The 18,969-nt window shown below is 74.0% G+C and carries 19 protein-coding genes; 16 read left to right on the forward strand and 3 right to left on the reverse strand.

The features are described from left to right. Positions 1-152: 152 nt before the first annotated feature. The 4 genes from alr (at position 153) to CP977_RS20830 (ending at position 3,398) form a co-directional block, all read left to right on the forward strand. Positions 153-1,301: an alanine racemase gene (gene alr, locus CP977_RS20815; protein ID WP_062752731.1), complete on the forward strand. Its 1,149-nt coding sequence runs from the start codon at positions 153-155 to the stop codon at positions 1,299-1,301. A 12-nt stretch (positions 1,302-1,313) separates the two neighbouring features. Continuing rightward, positions 1,314-2,519, forward strand: a complete 1,206-nt coding sequence (locus CP977_RS20820) for an alpha/beta fold hydrolase (protein WP_152370636.1) — start codon at positions 1,314-1,316, stop codon at positions 2,517-2,519. A gap of 9 nt (positions 2,520-2,528) precedes the next feature. After that, complete coding sequence (tsaE, locus tag CP977_RS20825; RefSeq protein WP_062752728.1) at positions 2,529-3,077, forward strand: tRNA (adenosine(37)-N6)-threonylcarbamoyltransferase complex ATPase subunit type 1 TsaE; 549 nt, start codon at positions 2,529-2,531, stop codon at positions 3,075-3,077. 138 nt (positions 3,078-3,215) lie between these two features. After that, a complete protein-coding gene (locus tag CP977_RS20830; protein WP_062752726.1) occupies positions 3,216-3,398 on the forward strand; it encodes a hypothetical protein in 183 nt (60 codons plus the stop codon). A 32-nt stretch (positions 3,399-3,430) separates the two neighbouring features. Here the strand turns inward: CP977_RS20830 and CP977_RS20835 are convergent, their stop codons facing one another. Next, the gene (locus tag CP977_RS20835; protein ID WP_062752724.1) at positions 3,431-3,973 is read right to left on the reverse strand and encodes a L,D-transpeptidase; all 543 of its coding nucleotides are present in this window, start codon (positions 3,971-3,973) and stop codon (positions 3,431-3,433) included. Positions 3,974-4,093: 120 nt separating this feature from the next. Here CP977_RS20835 and tsaB point away from each other — a divergent pair, with 120 nt between their 5' ends. The 8 genes from tsaB to CP977_RS20875 all read left to right on the forward strand — a co-directional run bounded on the left by tsaB (position 4,094) and on the right by CP977_RS20875 (position 10,250). Next, positions 4,094-4,753, forward strand: coding sequence for a tRNA (adenosine(37)-N6)-threonylcarbamoyltransferase complex dimerization subunit type 1 TsaB (gene tsaB / locus CP977_RS20840; RefSeq protein WP_062752722.1), 660 nt, complete (start codon positions 4,094-4,096; stop codon positions 4,751-4,753). A gap of 35 nt (positions 4,754-4,788) precedes the next feature. Further along, positions 4,789-5,250, forward strand: coding sequence for a ribosomal protein S18-alanine N-acetyltransferase (rimI, locus tag CP977_RS20845; RefSeq protein WP_030209071.1), 462 nt, complete (start codon positions 4,789-4,791; stop codon positions 5,248-5,250). Beyond that, entirely contained in the window at positions 5,250-6,365 is a 1,116-nt protein-coding gene (gene tsaD / locus CP977_RS20850; RefSeq protein ID WP_109185175.1) for a tRNA (adenosine(37)-N6)-threonylcarbamoyltransferase complex transferase subunit TsaD, read from the forward strand. Before rimI ends, tsaD begins: the two co-directional genes overlap by 1 nt. Positions 6,366-6,376: 11 nt before the next feature. After that, positions 6,377-6,622 (forward strand): hypothetical protein, encoded by a 246-nt coding sequence (locus CP977_RS20855; protein WP_183953237.1) that lies wholly within the window; start codon positions 6,377-6,379, stop codon positions 6,620-6,622. Between the two features lie 162 nt (positions 6,623-6,784). Beyond that, positions 6,785-7,642 carry a polysaccharide deacetylase family protein gene (locus CP977_RS20860; RefSeq protein ID WP_152370637.1) on the forward strand — a complete coding sequence of 286 codons (858 nt, stop codon included), beginning with the start codon at positions 6,785-6,787 and terminating at the stop codon, positions 7,640-7,642. 132 nt (positions 7,643-7,774) lie between these two features. After that, a complete protein-coding gene (locus CP977_RS20865) occupies positions 7,775-8,128 on the forward strand; it encodes a YciI family protein (RefSeq protein WP_372460626.1) in 354 nt (117 codons plus the stop codon). A 201-nt stretch (positions 8,129-8,329) separates the two neighbouring features. After that, positions 8,330-9,568 (forward strand): RNA polymerase sigma factor, encoded by a 1,239-nt coding sequence (locus CP977_RS20870; protein ID WP_152371610.1) that lies wholly within the window; start codon positions 8,330-8,332, stop codon positions 9,566-9,568. 10 nt (positions 9,569-9,578) lie between these two features. Then, positions 9,579-10,250, forward strand: coding sequence for a hypothetical protein (locus CP977_RS20875; protein WP_062756922.1), 672 nt, complete (start codon positions 9,579-9,581; stop codon positions 10,248-10,250). On the opposite strand, the gene CP977_RS20880 is transcribed toward CP977_RS20875, so the two are convergent. Beyond that, positions 10,183-11,379 (reverse strand): THUMP-like domain-containing protein, encoded by a 1,197-nt coding sequence (locus CP977_RS20880; RefSeq protein WP_062752713.1) that lies wholly within the window; start codon positions 11,377-11,379, stop codon positions 10,183-10,185. The genes CP977_RS20875 and CP977_RS20880 overlap by 68 nt on opposite strands. Before the next feature lie 151 nt (positions 11,380-11,530). On the opposite strand from CP977_RS20880, the gene CP977_RS20885 reads away from it, so the two are divergent. The 3 genes from CP977_RS20885 (at position 11,531) to groL (ending at position 14,764) form a co-directional block, all read left to right on the forward strand. After that, positions 11,531-12,457: a polysaccharide deacetylase family protein gene (locus tag CP977_RS20885; RefSeq protein ID WP_229991404.1), complete on the forward strand. Its 927-nt coding sequence runs from the start codon at positions 11,531-11,533 to the stop codon at positions 12,455-12,457. 265 nt (positions 12,458-12,722) lie between these two features. After that, on the forward strand, positions 12,723-13,031 hold the full coding sequence (groES, locus tag CP977_RS20890) for a co-chaperone GroES (RefSeq protein WP_015035628.1): 309 nt from the start codon (positions 12,723-12,725) through the stop codon (positions 13,029-13,031). A 104-nt stretch (positions 13,032-13,135) separates the two neighbouring features. Then, positions 13,136-14,764, forward strand: a complete 1,629-nt coding sequence (gene groL, locus CP977_RS20895; RefSeq protein ID WP_062752709.1) for a chaperonin GroEL — start codon at positions 13,136-13,138, stop codon at positions 14,762-14,764. Between the two features lie 72 nt (positions 14,765-14,836). On the opposite strand, the gene CP977_RS20900 is transcribed toward groL, so the two are convergent. Further along, positions 14,837-15,535 carry an ester cyclase gene (locus CP977_RS20900; RefSeq protein WP_062752707.1) on the reverse strand — a complete coding sequence of 233 codons (699 nt, stop codon included), beginning with the start codon at positions 15,533-15,535 and terminating at the stop codon, positions 14,837-14,839. A gap of 75 nt (positions 15,536-15,610) precedes the next feature. On the opposite strand from CP977_RS20900, the gene CP977_RS35235 reads away from it, so the two are divergent. Then, the gene (locus CP977_RS35235; protein ID WP_167308903.1) at positions 15,611-18,946 is read left to right on the forward strand and encodes a hypothetical protein; all 3,336 of its coding nucleotides are present in this window, start codon (positions 15,611-15,613) and stop codon (positions 18,944-18,946) included. The last annotated feature ends 23 nt before the right edge of the window (positions 18,947-18,969 follow it).

Genomic DNA, 18,969 nt, shown 5'->3' on the forward strand with positions numbered 1-18,969 from the left:
ACTCGCCCGGGTTCGTGGGGGAACGTTCCTTTTCGGGCTCGGTGTTGGTGGGTGGGGCGGCCTGGTCGGGGCGCCGGGGCCGCTCGTGAGGGTGATCGGGGCTACAGCCCGGGAAAGCGGTGTCGGGGGGCGCACCTGAGAGACTGGGCGCGATGACTGAGACACCGCCGCCCCGCAGAGCCCGCGCCGAGATCGACCTCGGTGCGCTGCGTGCGAACGTCCGCACGCTGCGCGCCCGCGTCGCCCCCCACGTCCGGATCATGGCCGTGGTCAAGGCCGACGCGTACGGACACGGCGCCCTGCGCTGTGCCCGGGCCGCCCTGGAGGCGGGGGCGGACTGGCTCGGGACGGCCACCCCGCACGAGGCGCTCGCGCTGCGGGCCGCCGGGATCACGGACGTCCCCGTCATGTGCTGGCTCTGGACCCCCGGCGACCCCTGGGACCGGGGCATCGAGGCCGGGCTCGACATGTCCGTCAGCGGGATGTGGGCCCTGCGGGAGGTCGTCGCCGCCGCCCGGGCCACCGGGAAGAGCGCGCGCGTGCAGCTCAAGGCCGACACCGGCCTCGGCCGCAACGGCTGCCAGCCCGCCGACTGGCCCGAGCTCGTCGGCGAGGCGCTGAAGGCCGAGGCCGAGGGGCTGATCGAGGTCACCGGCCTCTGGTCGCACTTCGCCTGCGCCGACGAGCCCCACCACCCCTCCATCGCCGCCCAGCTCGACGTCTTCCGCTCGATGCTCGACTACGCCGAGAAGGCCGGCGTCGAGCCCGAGGTCCGGCACATCGCCAACTCGCCGGCCACCCTCACCCTCCCCGAGGCCCACTTCGACCTCGTCCGGCCCGGCATCGCCCTCTACGGCATCTCGCCCAGCCCCGAACTCGGCACCTCCGCCGAACTCGGCCTGCGGCCCGTCATGTCGCTCAAGGCGAGCGTCGCCCTCGTCAAGCAGGTCCCGGCCGGACACGGCGTCAGCTACGGCCACCACTACGTCACCGAGGGCGAGACCACCCTCGGACTCGTGCCGATCGGGTACGCCGACGGCGTCCCCCGGCACGCCTCCGGCCGCGGCCCCGTCCTCGTCGGCGACACCGTCCGCACGATCGCCGGCCGCGTCGCCATGGACCAGTTCGTGCTCGACCTCGGCGGGGAGACCCCCGAGCCCGGCACCGAGGCCGTGCTCTTCGGCCCCGGCGACCGGGGCGAACCGACCGCCGAGGACTGGGCGGTGGCCGCCGACACCATCGCGTACGAGATCGTCACCCGGATCGGCGCGCGCGTCCCGCGCGTCTACCCGGGCGAATGAGAGGAAGCGTCCGTGGGGGAGTCCAGTAGTGGAGGCACCTGGCGCCGTGCCGGGTTCGCCGGCGCCGCGATAGGCGTCCTGGCGGCCGGAGCCGCCGCCGGGGTCGCCGTCGAACGGCTCACCGTCGGCCGTTCCGTACGCCGGAAGGCGCGGCTCGCCCTGGACTCCGCCGACCCCTACGGCGGGCTCCGCGGCACCCCCGGCCGCGCCCTCGCCGACGACGGGACCGTTCTCTACTACGAGGTCGACGAGGTCGGTGAGGCCGGTGAGGTCGGTGCCGGTGACCGCGCCGAGGCCTCCGCCCGGCTCCGGCGGCTCTTCGGGCGCCGCGAACCCGCCCCCGTCACCGTCGTCTTCAGCCACGGCTACTGCCTCAACCAGGACTCCTGGCACTTCCAGCGGGCCGCCCTGCGCGGTCTCGTACGGACCGTCCACTGGGACCAGCGCAGCCACGGGCGCTCGGGGCAGGGCGTCACCCAGGCCGGCCCCGACGCCGTCCCCGTCTCCATCGACCGGCTCGGACGCGACCTCAGGGCCGTCGTGGACGCCGCCGCCCCCGACGGCCCCCTCGTGCTCGTCGGGCACTCCATGGGCGGCATGACGGTGATGGCGTTCGCCGAGCAGTACCCGGAGCTGATGCGCGAGCGCGTCGCCGGCGTCGCCTTCGTCGGCACCTCGGCCGGAAAGCTGCACGAGGTGACGTACGGACTGCCCGTCCTGGGCGTCAACGCCGTCCGGCGGATCCTGCCGAGCGTCCTGCGGACCCTCGGCGCCCAGGCGGAGCTGGTCGAGCGGGGTCGCCGGGCGACGGCCGACCTCTTCGCCGGGCTCGTCAAGAAGTACTCGTTCGCCTCGAAGGACGTGGACCCGGCGGTCGCCCGCTTCGCCGAGCGGATGATCGAGTCCACCCCCATCGACGTGGTCGCCGCCTTCTACCCGGCCTTCGCGGAGCACGACAAGTCCGCCTCCCTGCCCGCCCTCCGCGACCTGCCGGTGCTCGCGCTCGCCGGGGACCGCGACCTCGTCACCCCCAGCTCCCACACCGAGGCCATCGCCGCCCTGCTCCCCGACGCCGAGCTGGTGATCGTCCCGGACGGGGGCCACCTGGTGATGCTGGAGCACCCGGAGGCCGTCACCGACCGCCTCGCCGACCTGCTCGTACGGGCCGGGGCCGTGCCGCGGCCGGCGGCGGCGGGGACGGAGCCCGGCGAAAGCTAGATTGGCGGTATGGAAGCAGCGCACCCGTCCGTACCCCCCGTGCCCGGCGACGCCACGCCCGTCTCCGACACCACGCCCGTCTCCGAGGCCACCCTCTCCGTCGACTCCCCGGAGCAGATGCAGGAGCTGGGCCGCCGGCTCGCCGAGGTGCTCCGCCCCGGCGACCTCGTCATGCTCACCGGTGAGCTCGGCGCCGGGAAGACCACCCTCACCCGCGGCCTCGGCGAGGGGCTCGGGGTGCGCGGCGCCGTCACCTCCCCGACCTTCGTCATCGCCCGCGTCCACCCGTCCCTGGTCGGCGGCCCGGCCCTGGTCCACGTCGACGCGTACCGCCTCGGCGGCGGGCTGGACGAGATGGAGGACCTCGACCTGGACGTGTCGCTGCCCGAGTCCGTGGTGGTCGTGGAGTGGGGCGACGGCAAGGTCGAGGAGCTGACCGACGACCGGCTGCACCTGCTGATCCACCGCGTCACCGGCGACACCGACGACGACCGGCGCACGGTCGTGCTGCGCGGCGTCGGGGAGCGCTGGACGGGGGAGGACCTGGGCGCGCTCTGACCCCGCCCGCCCCGCCGCCCCCCGTAGCCCCCACGTATGTTCCGACAACGTGTCGGCAAAATGTTGCGTGGGTCGTGCGCGCCGTGGTCCCATGGACGCACGAGCTGGTTAGGTGTACCTAACCTACGGGAGGCAGGCATGGCGACGCCGGAGCGCGCGGAACCCGGTCGGGAGCACGTCACGATGAGCGAGCTGCTGGCGTCCTGCGTGGCGGCCCGCACCCTCTCGACCCCGCCGAGACCGCAGGCCGAGGACGACGCGCGGGACCGGGACGGCGGGTACGACGCGTACGGGCGCGCGGAGGAGGACGAGGCCGCCTAGGGCCTGTCCGGCGGATCATGGCCGGGCGGGCCTCAGGGGACGACGACGACCTTCGTGCCGATCACCGCGAACGTCCACAGCGCGTTCCCGTCGGCGCGCTTCATGCGGACGCCGCCGGTCTTCTTCGTCGGGTCCGGCTCCGGCATCGAGCCGTCCACCGCCGCGCTGAAGCCGATCGCCACGTCCCGGGTCGTCGCGAACCGCACCACGTGCTCGATCTGCACCCCGTCCGAGCCGCGCACCGTGCCCGACCGCGAGGTCACCGCGTACGCGCCGGGCGGCGGGGACACCGTGCTCGGCATCACCGTGAACGTCCGGGTGGCCCTGCCGTTGCCGTTCACCAGCCACACCCGGCGGTCGGCCAGGCCGTACACCACCCGCTCCCCGGTGCCCGAGGCCGCCGGGACGGCGAGGGGGTCGCGGTCGGGCTGCTTCGGGCCGCCGCTGGGGGAGGTCGAGGGGGCCGTCGCGCTCGGGGCCTTCGGCTTGGCCGAGAGGTCCGCCGGGACGTTCGCGGAGGCCTGGTAGGCGAGGAAACAGACCGCGGCGACCGCCGCCGCCGTGAGCCCGGCCACGAATCCCGAGCTGCTCCGTGCCACCGTGCCCACCTCTCGTACGAATGTGTCGAAGGGTGACGGTAGCAGCCGCCGCCCCGGGGTTCGGGGCAGCGTGCCCGGGAGCCGTAGGCTGTTCGCGTGCTGTTGCTCGCCATGGATACCGCCACCCCCGCCGTCACCGTCGCCCTCCACGACGGCGAGGCCGTCGTCGCCTCGTCGAGCCAGGTCGACGCCCGCCGCCACGGGGAGCTGCTGCTGCCCGCCGTCGACCGGGTCCTCGCCGAGGCCGGGCTGAAGCTCGACGCGGTCACCGGCGTGGTCGTCGGCGTCGGCCCCGGCCCGTACACCGGTCTGCGCGTCGGCCTCGTCACGGCCGCGGCCTTCTCGTCCGCGCTCGGCGTGCCCGTGCACGGCCTGTGCACCCTCGACGGACTCGCGTACGCCTCCGGGATCGAGGAGCCCTTCGCCGTCGCCACGGACGCGCGCCGCAAGGAGGTGTACTGGGCGCGGTACGCCGACTCCCGCACCCGCGTGACCGACGCGGCCGTCGACCGGCCCGCCGACATCGCCGAAGCCCTCGCCGGGCTCCCGGTCGTCGGCGCGGGCGCCCGCCTCTACCCCGAGGCCTTCCCCGACGCCCGCGACCCCGAGCACCAGTCGGCCGCGGCGCTCGCCGCCCTCGCGGCGGAGAGGCTGGGTGCGGGGGACTCCGAGGGTTTCCTCGACCCGCTGCCGATGTACCTGCGCCGCCCCGACGCCCAGGTGCCCAAGAACTACAAGGTGGTCACCCCCAAGTGACCGGCCAAGTGACCGGCGGCGTCGAACTGCGCGAGATGCGCTGGTGGGACATCGCACCGGTGCTCGCCCTGGAGGACGAGCTGTTCCCCGAGGACGCCTGGTCGGCCGGGATGTTCTGGTCCGAGCTCGCGCACTCCCGGGGGCCGGGCGCCACCCGCCGGTACGTCGTCGCGGAGGACCCCGGCGGGCGGCTCGTCGGCTACGCCGGGCTCGCCGCCGCCGGCGGCCTCGGCGACGTGCAGACCATCGCCGTCTCCCGCGACCAGTGGGGGACCGGGCTCGGCGCCCGGCTCCTCACCGACCTGCTCCAGCACGCCACCGCCTTCGAGTGCGACGAGGTCCTGCTCGAAGTGCGCGTGGACAACACCCGGGCCCAGAAGCTCTACGAGCGCTTCGGCTTCGAGCCCATCGGTTTCCGGCGCGGCTACTACCAGCCCGGAAACGTCGACGCGCTCGTGATGCGACTGACCGTTCAAGGAACCGGAACCGATATCTGATGGCTGCTGACGAACCCCTCGTGCTCGGCATCGAGACCTCCTGCGACGAGACCGGCGTCGGCATCGTCCACGGGACCACCCTCCTCGCCGACGCCATCGCCTCCAGCGTCGACACCCACGCCCGCTTCGGCGGCGTCGTGCCCGAGATCGCCTCCCGCGCGCACCTGGAGGCGATGGTCCCGACGATCGAGCGCGCCCTGAAGACCGCCGGGATCTCCGCCGGGGACCTCGACGGCATCGCCGTCACCGCCGGTCCCGGCCTCGCGGGCGCGCTGCTCGTCGGCGTCTCGGCGGCCAAGGCCTACGCCTACGCCCTCGGCAAGCCGCTCTACGGCGTCAACCACCTGGCCTCGCACATCTGCGTCGACCAGCTGGAGCACGGCAAGCTGCCCGAGCCGACGATGGCCCTCCTGGTCTCCGGCGGGCACTCCTCGCTGCTGCTCTCCGCCGACATCACCTCCGACGTGCGCCCGATGGGCGCCACCATCGACGACGCGGCCGGCGAGGCCTTCGACAAGATCGCCCGCGTGCTCGACCTCGGCTTCCCCGGCGGACCGGTCATCGACCGGCTCGCCAGGGAGGGCGACCCGAAGGCGATCGCCTTCCCGCGCGGCCTGAGCGGCGCCAAGGACCCGGCGTACGACTTCTCCTTCTCCGGCCTCAAGACCGCCGTCGCCCGCTGGATCGAGGCGAAGAGGGCGGCCGGCGAGGAGGTGCCGGTGCGGGACGTGGCCGCGTCCTTCCAGGAGGCGGTCGTGGACGTCCTCACCCGCAAGGCCGTCCGGGCCTGCAAGGACGAGGGCGTCGACCACCTGATGATCGGCGGCGGCGTGGCCGCGAACTCGCGCCTGCGCGCCCTCGCCCAGGAGCGCTGCGAGCGCGCCGGCATCCGGCTGCGGGTGCCCCGGCCGGGCCTGTGCACGGACAACGGCGCGATGGTCGCGGCCCTCGGCGCCGAGATGGTCGCCCGGGGCAGGGCCGCCTCCGACCTGGAGCTGTCGGCGGACTCCTCGCTGCCGGTGACGGACCCGCACGTGCCGGGCGCCCACGCGCACGGCCACTCCCACGACCACGATCACGTGCACGAGGTCAGCAAGGAGAACCTGTACTCGTGAGGATCACCCTCATGTGGGAGGCGCGGGCCGCGCAGGGGCGGGGCCCCGAGCTCCTGGAGTGGGCCCGGGAACGGTCCCGGGTCCTCGCGTACGAGCCCGTGCGCCGGGAGGTCTTCCGCGCGCCCCAGGACCGGGTCCTCGTCCTCACCTGGTGGGAGGCGGAGACCTTCGACGCGGAGCTGCCCGAGCTGCCGGAGCCGGACGCGGAACTGATCACCCGGCCGGTCCACCGCTGGCGGTTCGAGGCGGTCGAGTAGGCGTACGGGCGGACGGACGCCCGGCCGGGGTCGAGTGGCCGTACGGGCGACGGACTCCCGGTCGCGGTCGAGCAGCCGTAAGGCCTGCCCGGCCGGGAGTCTCGTCGGTCACACGCGTGCCCGTCGGGCAACCTTTCGATCCGTGCGGGCATCTCCCGGCGCGTGAAGAAGACGATCGCGCTCTGGGCGGCGCTCACCGCCGCGGCCCTCCTGGTGACCGGCTGCACGGCGGAGCGGCCCCCCGCCGCCCCCGTACCCGCCCCGGCCCCGCCGACGTCGTCCGCGCCGACCCCGTCCCGGCCCGCCGCCGAGAACGGTGCCCCGGGCGCCCCGGCCGGGGCCGCCGCGTACCGGAAGTGGGGTCTGAAGCCCTTCGCGGCCCCGCCCGAGCCGCCGGCGGTGAAGCCGGTGGTCCGCAGACCGGGGCAGCCGGTGCCGGTGATCAGCGACATCCCGACCGACGAGAAGATCGTCTTCCTCACGATCGACGACGGGGCGGAGAAGGACCCCGGGTTCGTCACGATGATGAAGGAGCTCAAGGTCCCCTTCACGATGTTCCTGACGGACTCCGCCATCCGCACCGACTACGCCTACTTCTCCCCGCTCGTCGCCCAGGGCCACGGCGTCGCCAACCACACCCTCACCCACCCCAATCTGCGCACCCTCTCCCCGGAGGCCCAGCGCCGCGAGATCTGCGGCCAGCAGCAGAAGCTGAAGGAGCGGTACGGCACGGCCCCGCGCCTCTTCCGCCCGCCGTACGGCAACTGGAACGAGGCCACGCGCACGGCGGCCGGGAGCTGCGGGGTGGACGCGATCGTGCTGTGGCGCGAGTCCATGCAGATCCGGGACATGCAGTACCAGCGCGGCGACCGGAAGCTCCGCCCCGGCGACATCGTCCTGGCCCACTTCCGCGGCCCGTCCGAACTCAAGGGCCGCACGATGACCGAGATGACGGCCACGATGCTCCGCCGCATCCAGGAACAGGGCTTCACGGTGGCCCGTCTGGAGGACTACGTCTGAGGGCCTTTCGTACGGGCCCCGGAAAGTTCTCCGGGCGTGGTGTCGATGCGGGCCGTTCCCGTTCGTCGTAGGAGTGAGAGGCGGGGAGAGGCCCCGCCGCCGTACCCCCGAGGAGACACCATGCCCCGCTTCATGACGTTCGTCCGCGTCGAGGAGAACGCCATCGACATGGCGGACGCCGACCCCGGCTTCGAGGAGCGGATGGGCGCGCTCTTCGAGGAGATCACCAAGGCCGGCGTCATGCTGGACACGGCGGGCCTCCGGCCGACCGCCGAGGCCACCCGGATCACCTGGTCGGACGGGCGGCTCTCCCTCACCGACGGTCCCTTCACCGAGACCAAGGAGGTCGTCGGCGGCTACGCCCTGATGCAGTGCAAGGACAGGGCGGAGGCGCTGGAGTGGTCCAAGCGCTTCCTGGCGGCCCATCCGCCGCACTGGACCGTGGGCCTGGAGGTCCGCGAGGTCGAGGAGCAGCCGGGGGACTGAGCCCCGGCCGCTGTCGGTGCCGTGTGCTGTCATGGGGACGTGACGGCACACGGCACGGACGGGGAGCACGACACGGCCCCGGCGCACGACACGGCTGCGGCGCACGGAGCGGTCCCGGGGCACGGGCCGGCTGCGGCGCGCGGACCGGCCCCGGCGCGCGGAGCGGCCTCGGTGGAGGGCGTCCTCGACACCGTCTTCCGGATGGAGTCCCCGCGGATCGTCGCGACCGCCGCGCGGATCGTCCGCGACCTGGGCATCGCCGAGGAGATCGCCCAGGACGCCCTGGTCGCCGCCCTGGAGGAGTGGCCGCGCACGGGTGTCCCGGAGCGGCCGGGCGCCTGGCTGACGGCCACCGCCAAGCACCGCGCCGTCGACCTCGTGCGACGGCGCGAGACCTACGCCCGGAAGCTCGCCGAGGTGGGCCGGGCGCTCACGGAGGAGTCGTACGACCCCGAGCCCTCCGGCCCCGGCGACATCGACGACGACGTGCTGCGGCTGATCTTCACCGCCTGCCACCCCGTCCTCTCCGCCGGGGCGCGGGTGGCGCTGACGCTGCGGCTCGTCGGCGGGCTGCGGACGGACGAGGTCGCCCGCGCCCTCCTGGTGCCGGAGGCGACCGTCGCGGCGCGGATCACCCGTGCCAAGCGGACGCTCGCGAAGGCGGGCGTGGAGTTCGAGGTGCCGTACGGCGAGGAGCGGGCCGCCCGGCTCGGCTCCGTCCTGGAGGTCGTCTACCTGATCTTCAACGAGGGGTACGCGGCGACCTCGGGCGACGACCTGCTGAGGCCCGGACTGTGCGAGGACGGGCTCCGGCTCGCCCGCGTCCTCGCCGCCCTCGCCCCCGGAGAGGGCGAGGCGCAGGGCCTGGTCGCCCTGCTCGAACTCCAGGCCTCCCGGACGGCCGCCAGGACCGGGCCCGACGGCCGGCCGGTCCTGCTCGCCGACCAGGACCGGCGGCGCTGGGACCGGCTGCTGGTCCGGCGCGGCTTCGCGGCCCTGGAGCGGGCCGGGGACCCGCGGGGCTACGGGCCGTACGCCCTCCAGGCCGCGATCGCCGCCTGCCACGCGCGGGCCGCGTCGTACGAGGAGACGGACTGGTCGCTCATCGCCGCGCTCTACGGGCGGCTCGGCGCCGTCGCGCCCTCCCCGGTGGTCGAGCTGAACCGCGCGGTCGCCGTGTCGAGGGCCGAGGGCCCGGCGGCGGCCCTCCCGTTGGTCGACGCCCTCGCCGCCGATCCGTCCCTGGCCCGCTACCACCTGCTGCCCAGCGTCCGGGGGGACCTGCTCGCCCGCCTCGGCCGGCCGGCGGAGGCCCGCGCCGAGTTCGTCCGCGCGGCGGACCTCACGCGCAACGCGAGCGAACGGGCGCTGCTGCTCGGGCGGGCGGACGCGGCGGAACCGGGCGGGAGGGGGCTCCCGGGGGCTCCTGACACCCCGTAGGGTGCTCGGCATGTCCCCGCGCGCCCCCCTCCCACCCCCGCCTCCGCCCGCCGAGCTCCGGAGCTGGCCCGACCGGGACGCGCGGACCGCCGACCGGGCGCGGGCGCTCGGCGAGCTGGGGCGGCGGCTGCTCGGCCCCGGGCGGCTCGTGGCGTTCCTGCTGGTGTTCGGGCTGCTCCAGCTGGGGTGGGGGCTGATCGGGGTGCTGCTCGTCTCGCTCGCCGACCCCCTCGACGTGTTCGAGGTGCTCTTCGCGGTCTTCTCGGCGGCGCTCGGCACCGGGGCGTTCGTTCCCGGGGTGTGGCTGACCGTGCGCGGGCTGCGGCGCGACCGGGTCGTCCGGGAGCGCCTCGTCCAGTGGGCCCTCCTCGACCGGCACGGCCCGACCGACGCCCGGCTGCGCGCCCCCGCCCTGAGCGCCTGCTGGCTGGTGCTGTCCTTCGTGATGTGCGCGGCCGGGCTCTGGGCGGGGTTCGCCGTCCCGGCGGGCACCACCCGTGACGACGGCGGCTACGGCCTCGTCGCCTACGGCATGGGCGTCGCCCTGATCCTCTGGACCACGGGTCTCACCGGCCTGGTGAAGGCCGTCGGCCACTACCGGTTCGCGGTGCGGCTCACCGCCCCCCGTCCGGCCGGACCGGATGCCCGATCAGCATCGTCGGGGCCCCTGCCACCCGGGTGAGCAGGACCGTCGCCGCGTTCGGGCCCTTCGGCTTCACCTTGCGGCGGATCTCCTCCGGCTCGACCGCCGAGCCGCGCTTCTTCACGGTCAGGGTGCCGACCTCGCGCTCCCGCAGCAGCGCCTTCAACTTCTTCAGGTTGAAGGGGAGTTCGTCGGTGATCTCGTACGCGGCGGCGTACGGGGTGGGGACGAGCGCGTCCGACGTCACGTACGCGATCGTCCCGTCGATCAGGCCGCCGTCCAGCTCCTCGGCCACCTCGGCCACCAGGTGCGCGCGGATCACCGCGCCGTCCGGCTCGTACAGATAGCGCCCGACCGGCCGGACCTCCGGGTCGGGCAGGCCGCGTCCGGCGAGGGTCGCGCCGGAGGGCAGCAGCGTGGCCCGGCGCGCGCCCGGCTCCGTACCGAACCACAGCACCGCCTCCTTCACGTCCCCGCCGTCCGAGATCCACTCGGCCTCGGCCTCCGCCGGGACGGCCTCGTGCGGGATGCCCGGCGCCACCTTCAGGGCCGCGCGCGGGGCCTTCCGGGCCGCCTCGACCGCCCAGGAGAGGGGCGGGGAGTACGCCTCCGGGTCGAAGATCCTGCCCCGGCCGCCGCGCCGGGCGGGGTCGACGAAGACCGCGTCGTACGGGCTCGTGTCGATCTCCGTCACGTCCGCGCACCGCACCTCGATCAGGTCGGAGAGGCCGAGCGCGGCGGCGTTGGCGCGGACCGCCCCGGCGGTCAGCGGGTCGCGGTCGACGGCGAGGACGGAGATCCCGGCGCGGGCCAGGGCGATCGCGTCGCCGCCGATCCCCGAGCACAGGTCCGCCACGCTCCCGACGCCCAGCGCCTTCATCCGGGCCGCGCGGTACGCGCCGACCGAGGCGCGGGTCGACTGCTCGACGCCGTTCGGCGTGAAGTACATCCGGTACGCGTCCTCCGCGCCGAACTTCGCCACCGCCCGCTGCCGCAGGCGCGCCTGGCCGAGCGCCGCCGTGACCAGCTCGGCGGGGTGGTCGCGGCGCAGCCGGGACGCGACCGCCAGCTCCCGGGCGGGGTCGTAGTCGCGCAGGGCGGCGAGGAGCGTCTGCCCCTCGGGGGCGAGCAGGGCGGCGAAGGAGGCGAGGTCGGTCACCCGTCCCATTCTGGCCCCTTCCGGCCCCTGTTCCGGCTTCCGGGGAGCTGTGGGCCGGCCGGGGGACGGTGGGCCGGGTACGGCGGTGTCGCGGCCCGGAGGGGCCGTCGCGCTGACAGGATGCGGCGCCATGCAGCTCGTACGACAAAAGGAAGAAAAGATGGCACAAGGCGCGCACCGCTCCCGTCGGACGCTCGGAGCGGCGCTCGTCGTCGCCGCCCTCGCCTCCGCCGCCACGGCCTGCTCCGGCGCCGCCCCGGACGGCGCCGCACCGCCCTCCCCCGTCTCCGGGCAGCAGGCCCCGAAGCAGGGCGCCGCCGCGCCCGACGCTCAGGCGCGGAAGGCCGAGGAGCTCCGCGTCCAGCGGGCCGCCCGTGCGCTCGCCGCCAAGAAGTGGGGCCTCGCCAAGCCCCCGCTCGAAGCGCCCGCCCCGCCCGCCGTCAAGCCGAAGATCACCACCCGCAAGGGCTTCGAGACCAAGAGCGAGGGCATGCCGCCCGTCTTCACCACCGTGCCGACCAAGGAGAAGGTCGTCTTCCTGACGATCGACGACGGCTCGGAGAAGGACCCCGAGCTGCTGCGCATGATGAGCGAGCTGCGGATCCCCTACAGCGCCTTCCTCAGCGACTACGTCGTCAGCGACGACTACGCCTACTTCGCCCGGATGCAGACGTCGCAGAAGGACGGGGTCGCCCTCCACAACCACACCCTCAACCACCGCTACCTGCCGGGCCTGTCGTACAGCCGGCAGAAGCGCGAGATCTGCGGCATGCAGGACGTCATCGAGAAGAAGTACGGCAAGCGGCCCGAGCTCTTCCGCCCGCCGTACGGCAACTACAACGACGACACCCTGCGCGCGGCCAAGTCCTGCGGCGTCAAGGCCGTCCCGCTGTGGGCCGCCGAGGCCTTCCCCGACCGCATGGAGTGGCGCGAGTGGGACCGGGACCTGCACCCCGGCGACATCGTCCTCACCCACTTCCGGGGCGAGGAGGACTGGAAGGGCAGCATGGCCGACATGATCCGCCGCGTGATGAACGTGATCACGGCCAAGGGGTACGCGGTCGCCAAGCTGGAGGACTACGTGTGAGGACCGGGACCCGCGGAGGGCCCCGTACCGGACGCGTCCGCGCCCCGGGAACCCCGCACAACCGCGCCCCCGATCACGCCACGGAGCGATGAATTGGCACTCCGCTTGACCGAGTGCTAATCGCGGTCATAGTCTCGGCTCTGGCACTCCCCACCGGAGAGTGCCAACACAGCGACGGGCAGGTCCGGCACCCGCGACGACGGATCCACCTGGTTCGCCACCTCAGACAGTCAACCCCGTGATCTCCGAAGGGGGAGGTCGGATCGTGACGACCACCAGCTCCAAGGTTGCCATCAAGCCGCTCGAGGACCGCATCGTGGTCCAGCCGCTCGACGCCGAGCAGACCACCGCCTCTGGCCTGGTCATCCCGGACACCGCCAAGGAGAAGCCCCAGGAGGGCGTCGTCCTGGCCGTGGGCCCGGGCCGCTTCGAGAACGGCGAGCGCCTGCCGCTCGACGTCAAGACCGGCGATGTCGTGCTCTACAGCAAGTACGGCGGCACCGAGGTGAAGTACAACGGCGAGGAGTACCTCGTCCTCTCGGCCCGCGACGTGCTCGCGATCGTCGAGAAGTAAGTCATCCCGAGCCAGAGGCTTTGAGCTGCGCCCCGAGGCCCCTTCCCGGGGGCCCCGGGGCGCCGTTCGTTCCACCAGAATTCCGAGAGGGCTGAACCGCTCCCATGGCGAAGATCCTGAAGTTCGACGAGGACGCCCGTCGCGCCCTTGAGCGCGGCGTCAACAAGCTTGCCGACACGGTGAAGGTGACGATCGGCCCCAAGGGCCGCAACGTCGTCATCGACAAGAAGTTCGGTGCCCCCACCATCACCAACGACGGTGTCACGATCGCCCGCGAGGTCGAGATCGAGGACCCGTACGAGAACCTCGGCGCCCAGCTGGTGAAGGAGGTGGCGACCAAGACCAACGACATCGCGGGCGACGGCACCACCACCGCCACCGTGCTCGCCCAGGCCCTGGTCCGCGAGGGTCTGCGCAACGTCGCCGCCGGCGCCTCCCCGGCCGCCCTGAAGAAGGGCATCGACGCCGCCGTCAAGGCCGTCTCCGAGGAGCTCCTCGCCACCGCGCGCCCGATCGACGACAAGTCGGACATCGCCGCCGTCGCCGCGCTCTCCGCGCAGGACCAGCAGGTCGGCGAGCTCATCGCCGAGGCGATGGACAAGGTCGGCAAGGACGGCGTCATCACCGTCGAGGAGTCCAACACCTTCGGCCTGGAGCTCGACTTCACCGAGGGCATGGCCTTCGACAAGGGCTACCTGTCCCCGTACATGGTGACCGACCAGGAGCGCATGGAGGCCGTCCTCGACGACCCGTACATCCTGATCAACCAGGGCAAGATCTCCTCGATCCAGGACCTGCTCCCGATCCTGGAGAAGGTCATCCAGGCCGGCGCCAGCAAGCCGCTCCTGATCATCGCCGAGGACGTCGAGGGCGAGGCCCTGTCGACCCTGGTCGTGAACAAGATCCGCGGCACCTTCAACGCGGTGGCCGTCAAGGCCCCCGGCTTCGGCGACCGCCGCAAGGCGATGCTCGGCGACATGGCCACCCTCACCGGTGCCACCGTCATCGCCGAGGAGGTCGGCCTCAAGCTCGACCAGGCCGGCCTGGACGTGCTCGGCACCGCCCGCCGCGTGACGATCACCAAGGACGACACCACCATCGTCGACGGCGGCGGCAACTCGGAGGACGTGCAGGGCCGCGTCAACCAGATCAAGGCCGAGATCGAGTCCACCGACTCCGACTGGGACCGCGAGAAGCTCCAGGAGCGCCTCGCGAAGCTGGCCGGCGGCGTGTGCGTGATCAAGGTCGGCGCCGCCACCGAGGTGGAGCTGAAGGAGAAGAAGCACCGTCTGGAGGACGCCATCTCCGCGACCCGCGCCGCGGTCGAGGAGGGCATCGTCTCCGGTGGCGGCTCCGCGCTCGTCCACGCCGTCAAGGTCCTGGAGGACAACCTCGGCAAGACCGGCGACGAGGCCACGGGTGTCGCGGTCGTCCGCCGCGCCGCCGTCGAGCCGCTGCGCTGGATCGCCGAGAACGCGGGCCTGGAGGGCTACGTCATCACCTCGAAGGTGGCGGAGCTCGACAAGGGCCAGGGCTTCAACGCCGCGACCGGCGAGTACGGCGACCTGGTCAAGGCCGGCGTCATCGACCCGGTGAAGGTGACGCGCTCCGCCCTGGAGAACGCCGCCTCGATCGCCTCCCTCCTCCTCACCACCGAGACCCTCGTGGTGGAGAAGAAGGAAGAGGAGCCGGCGGACCACGGCCACGGCCACGGTCACGGCCACTCCCACTGAGCCGCGCCACAGCTGACCACTGAGGCCCGGTGCCCCCGTCGCGGGGGCACCGGGCCTCGGCGTTTCCGCTTCCTACTCCTCCACGGCGCCGAGCCGCTCCATAAGGCCGAGCATGTCGTACTGCCACCAGTCCTCGACGACCTTGCCGTCCTCCCGGAAGCGCTGGATCAGCATGCCGGTGACCCGGACGTCGATGCCGGTGGGCTGGATGCCCATGAAGTCGCCGACGTGTGTGGCGTCGCAGGTCCAGCGGGTGCAGACGCGGTCGCCCTCGGCGATCTGGTCCTCGACGGTGAACGTGAAGTCGAACCCGCGCCGCCACATCTCGAACCCGCGGCGGATCGCGTCCATGCCGAGGGAGTCCTGCACGTCGGAGGGGTCGTGGCTGTGGCACCCCTCGGCGATCACCTCGTCCAGCGGCGGAAGCTCCCCCGGCGTGCCGATCAGCTCCAGGAACCGGCGCGCGGCGTCCTTGTACAGCTGCTCGTCCCGGACGACGTCCAGGTCCGTGAAGGTCGGCATCCCGTCGCAGAGCGCGACCATCTCGTGGAAGAGCCGGTCGGTCTCGGGGAGGTGGGAGTTGCGCATCGCCTCGTCGTACGAGGGGAACTCGACGATCTCCACGAAGTGCGAGCCGTCGGACCGGTCCTTCCCGAGGACGCTGTGCGTGGCCGTCCGCCTCCCCTTGGTCTGCTCGGCCCACTGGTCCATGAGCCGGTTCATCTCGTCGAAGCGGCTCGTCCTGCAGTCGATGATCTGCATGAAGGTCATGACGCCTCCCGGGGCGGCAGGGACGTTTCCATTTTAGGTTCGGGACGCGCGGGGCGCCCTGGCAGCATGGGGGCCATGGAGCGGGGGATCGACGTCGACAACGAGGCGGGCGTCGTCGTCATCGGCGACGGCAACAGCGTCGTGTCCGGCACGGCCCCGGCGGTCCGCTCGGCGTACCGGGAGCAGGTCCGCCGGATCGCCCCGCCGGAGCTCGTCGGCCGCGAGGAGGAGCTGGCGGAACTGGCGGAGTTCTGCCGCACGGGGACCGGCTACCGGTGGTGGCGGGCGGACGCGTGGGCGGGCAAGACGGCGCTGATGGCGTGGTTCGCGCTCGCCCCGCCCGAGGGCGTGCGGATCGTCCCCTTCTTCGTCACCGCCCGGCTCGGCGCGCAGAACGACGTGGCCGCGTACGCGGACGTGGTCCTGGAGCAGCTCGCGGAGCTGGCGGGCGAGGGCCTGCCGGCCCTGCTGACCGCCGCCACCCGCGAGGCCCACCTGCTGCGCCTGTACGCCTCCGCCGCCGAGGCCTGCGCGGCGCGCGGCGAGCGCCTGGTCCTGCTCGTGGACGGCCTGGACGAGGACCGGGGCGTGACGACGGGCCCCGACGCCCACTCGATCGCCGCGCTCCTCCCGTACGGCGCGCCCGACCTCCCGGTCGTCGTCTCCGGCCGCCTCCACCCGCCCCTCCCGGCGGACGTCCCCGGGGACCACCCGCTCCGGGACCCGTCGATCGTCCGGCTCCTGGCCTCCTCCCCGAAGGCCCGCGCGATCCGGGCGGAGGCGGAACGGGAGCTCAAGCACTTCCTGACGGGCGGCGGCCTCCCGTACGAACTCCTCGGCCTGCTCACCGCCGCCGGCGGCGGCCTCACGGCGGACGACCTGGCGGAGCTGACGGACGAGGTCCCGTACCGGGTGCGGGACGTCCTGCGGACGGGCCCGGGGCGGACGTTCGCGCTGCGCGGCGACGCGTACCTGCTGGCGCACGAGGAACTGGTCGTCCAGGCAAGGGAGATGCTGGGCGGGCGCGAACTCGGCCGGTGGCGGGGCGCGTTGCGCGACTGGGCGGAACACTGGCGGGAGCGGGGCTGGCCGCAGGGCTCCCCGGCGTACCTGTTGCACGGCTGGTTCCCGATGCTGCGGGCCGCCGGGGACCCGGACGCGATGGCCGCGTGCGCCCTCGACGCCGTACGGCACGACCGGCTGCTCGCGGCGACGGGCGGCGACGGGGCGGCGCTCGGGGAGATCACGGCGGCGGGCGAGGCGCTCCTCGAACGGGGGGACCGGCCCGGACTGGTCGTCACGCTGCTGGAGCTCGCCCTGCGGCGGGCGGCGCTGCGGGACCGCAACGGGCGGATGCCGGCCGAACTGCCCGTGGCCTGGGCGGAACTGGGGGAGGCGGACCGGGGGCTGGCGTTGGCGCGGGGGCTCGAACCGGTGCGCCGGATTCCGGCGCTGTGCGGCATCGCCCGGTTCCTGCACGCGGAAGGAGACGCGGAGGGGGCCCGTGCCCTGCTCGCCGAGGCCGAGACGTCGGCCCGTGCGGTCCATGACGTTGTCGAGCGGCCCTCCGCCCTGGGGGCCGTGGGGGACGCCTGGCTCGCGGTGGGGGAGGCGGACGGCGCAGAGGGGATCGTGCGCGAGCTTGGGGAGGTCCTGGGCAGCCGCCTCCTGCTGGACCTGGTGGCGTTCCGGTGCCGGGCGGGTGAGTTCCGGTCTGCGCTGGACACGCTGGACGCACAGGGCCCCCTGGGGAAGACGCGGACGGAGGACGAGGGCCGCGCGATCGTCTGCGCCGCCCTCGCCGGGGCCGGACGCGAGGCCGAGGCCCTCGACCTGGCCCGTTCCGCGCACGGCGCCGGACACGCGCTCGCCCTGGTGCGGATCGCCGCCGGGGTGCGCGAGGGCGCGGACGCGCTGGTCGCCGAAGGGCTCGACGCGCTCCCGGCGGAGGGGTGGGCGCACCGGAGCGGTCTCGTCGCCGGACTGATCGAGGCCCTCGTCGTGGCCGGGGCCGGGGAGCGCGCAGAGGCCCTGCTCCCCGGTAGGAAGCTTCCGCTCGTCCGGGGCCTGGTGCGAACGGGCGCGTTCGACCGGGCTGAGGCGCTGATCGACCGGATCGACTCCTTCACCGACCGGGACGACGCGAGGACGACGCTGATCGAGGCCCGGGCCCGGGCCGGCGCCGTCGAGGGGCTCGGGTCCTCCCTGGCCGAGCTGACCGTTCCGTCCAGCCGTTCCCGTGCGGTACGGGCCGTGATCGGAGCCCTGGTTCGGGCGGGGCGCGTCGAAGAGACCGAGGCGCTCGTGGCGCAGGAGGCCCCGGAGTCCGTCCACTCGCGGACCTGCCTCGCGCGGGCCCTGGCCGCTGCCGGGCATCGCGAGCGGTCCGTCGCGCTCCTCGGACGCGTCGAGGAGGCGAGCCGCGCGCCCCGGCGCGAGGAGGTCGTCCGTGTCCTGGCGGTTGTCGCGGAGGCGCTCGCCCTCACCGGGCACCGGGAACGCGCCCGGGCCCTCACGGGCGGCCTGAGGGCGGCCACGGACGAGGAACCGGAGGTGCTCGCGGTCGTGCGCGCCCTGCTGGCCACGGGCCGCTTGGAGGAGGCCCGCCTGCAGGTGCGCGGGGCTCCTGCCCGGCAGCTGGACCACCTGTCCGATCTGCTCGCCCGCGCCCTGGGGGATCCGGAGGCGAGTGGGCCGCCGGGGCGTTCCGCAGCGGAGTGGGGCGAGGACCGGCCGATCGACGAGGGCGTGACGTACCACCGGCTGCCCGCTCCCGAAGGCGGGGTCGGGGTCGTAGAGACGGAGCGGCGCGCGGCGAGCGCCCTCGCCCTGCACGCGGAGGGCCGTTCCGAGGAGGCGGCCCGGGAGCTGACCCGTGCCGTAGCCGCCGTACGAGGAGCCCTGCGGTACACGGCAGCCTCGCTGCCCGCCATCGTAAGGGCGCAGAAGGCCCTGGGGCGGACCGAGGAGACCGCCGAACTGCTCCGGGAGGCCACCCTGCACGTGAAGCACCTGGACGGGAGCAGGGAAAGGTCCTTCCTGGTGGAGGCGCTGGTTGCCGACGGCCAGCACGAGGAGGCCGTGGCCCTCGTGTGGAAGCAGAGGTACGTCGCCGAGGACCTCGTCGTCGGGCAGCTCGACCTCGTCGGAATCCTTGCCCGGGCCGGGCGGCACGAGTTGGCCGAGGACCTCCTTGCCAGACTCTCGCGGCGTGGCGTCGCCCGAGCCAGGGCCTACGCCGACCTGGCCCTCGCCCACCCCGACCCGGCCCGCACCCGCGAACTCACCGCCCTCGCCCTGCACATCGGTCCCTGGTACGAGGCGCTGCCCGCCGTCCTGCGGTACGAGCCCGGGGCCCTGCCGCTCGTCCTGGCCGAGGCCGAGCGGCTGCACCGGGCGCTGGAGGTCTGAGCGGAGGCCGGCGGCCACGCCGA

This window comes from Streptomyces cinereoruber, assembly GCF_009299385.1.
Classification (GTDB): domain Bacteria; phylum Actinomycetota; class Actinomycetes; order Streptomycetales; family Streptomycetaceae; genus Streptomyces; species Streptomyces bikiniensis.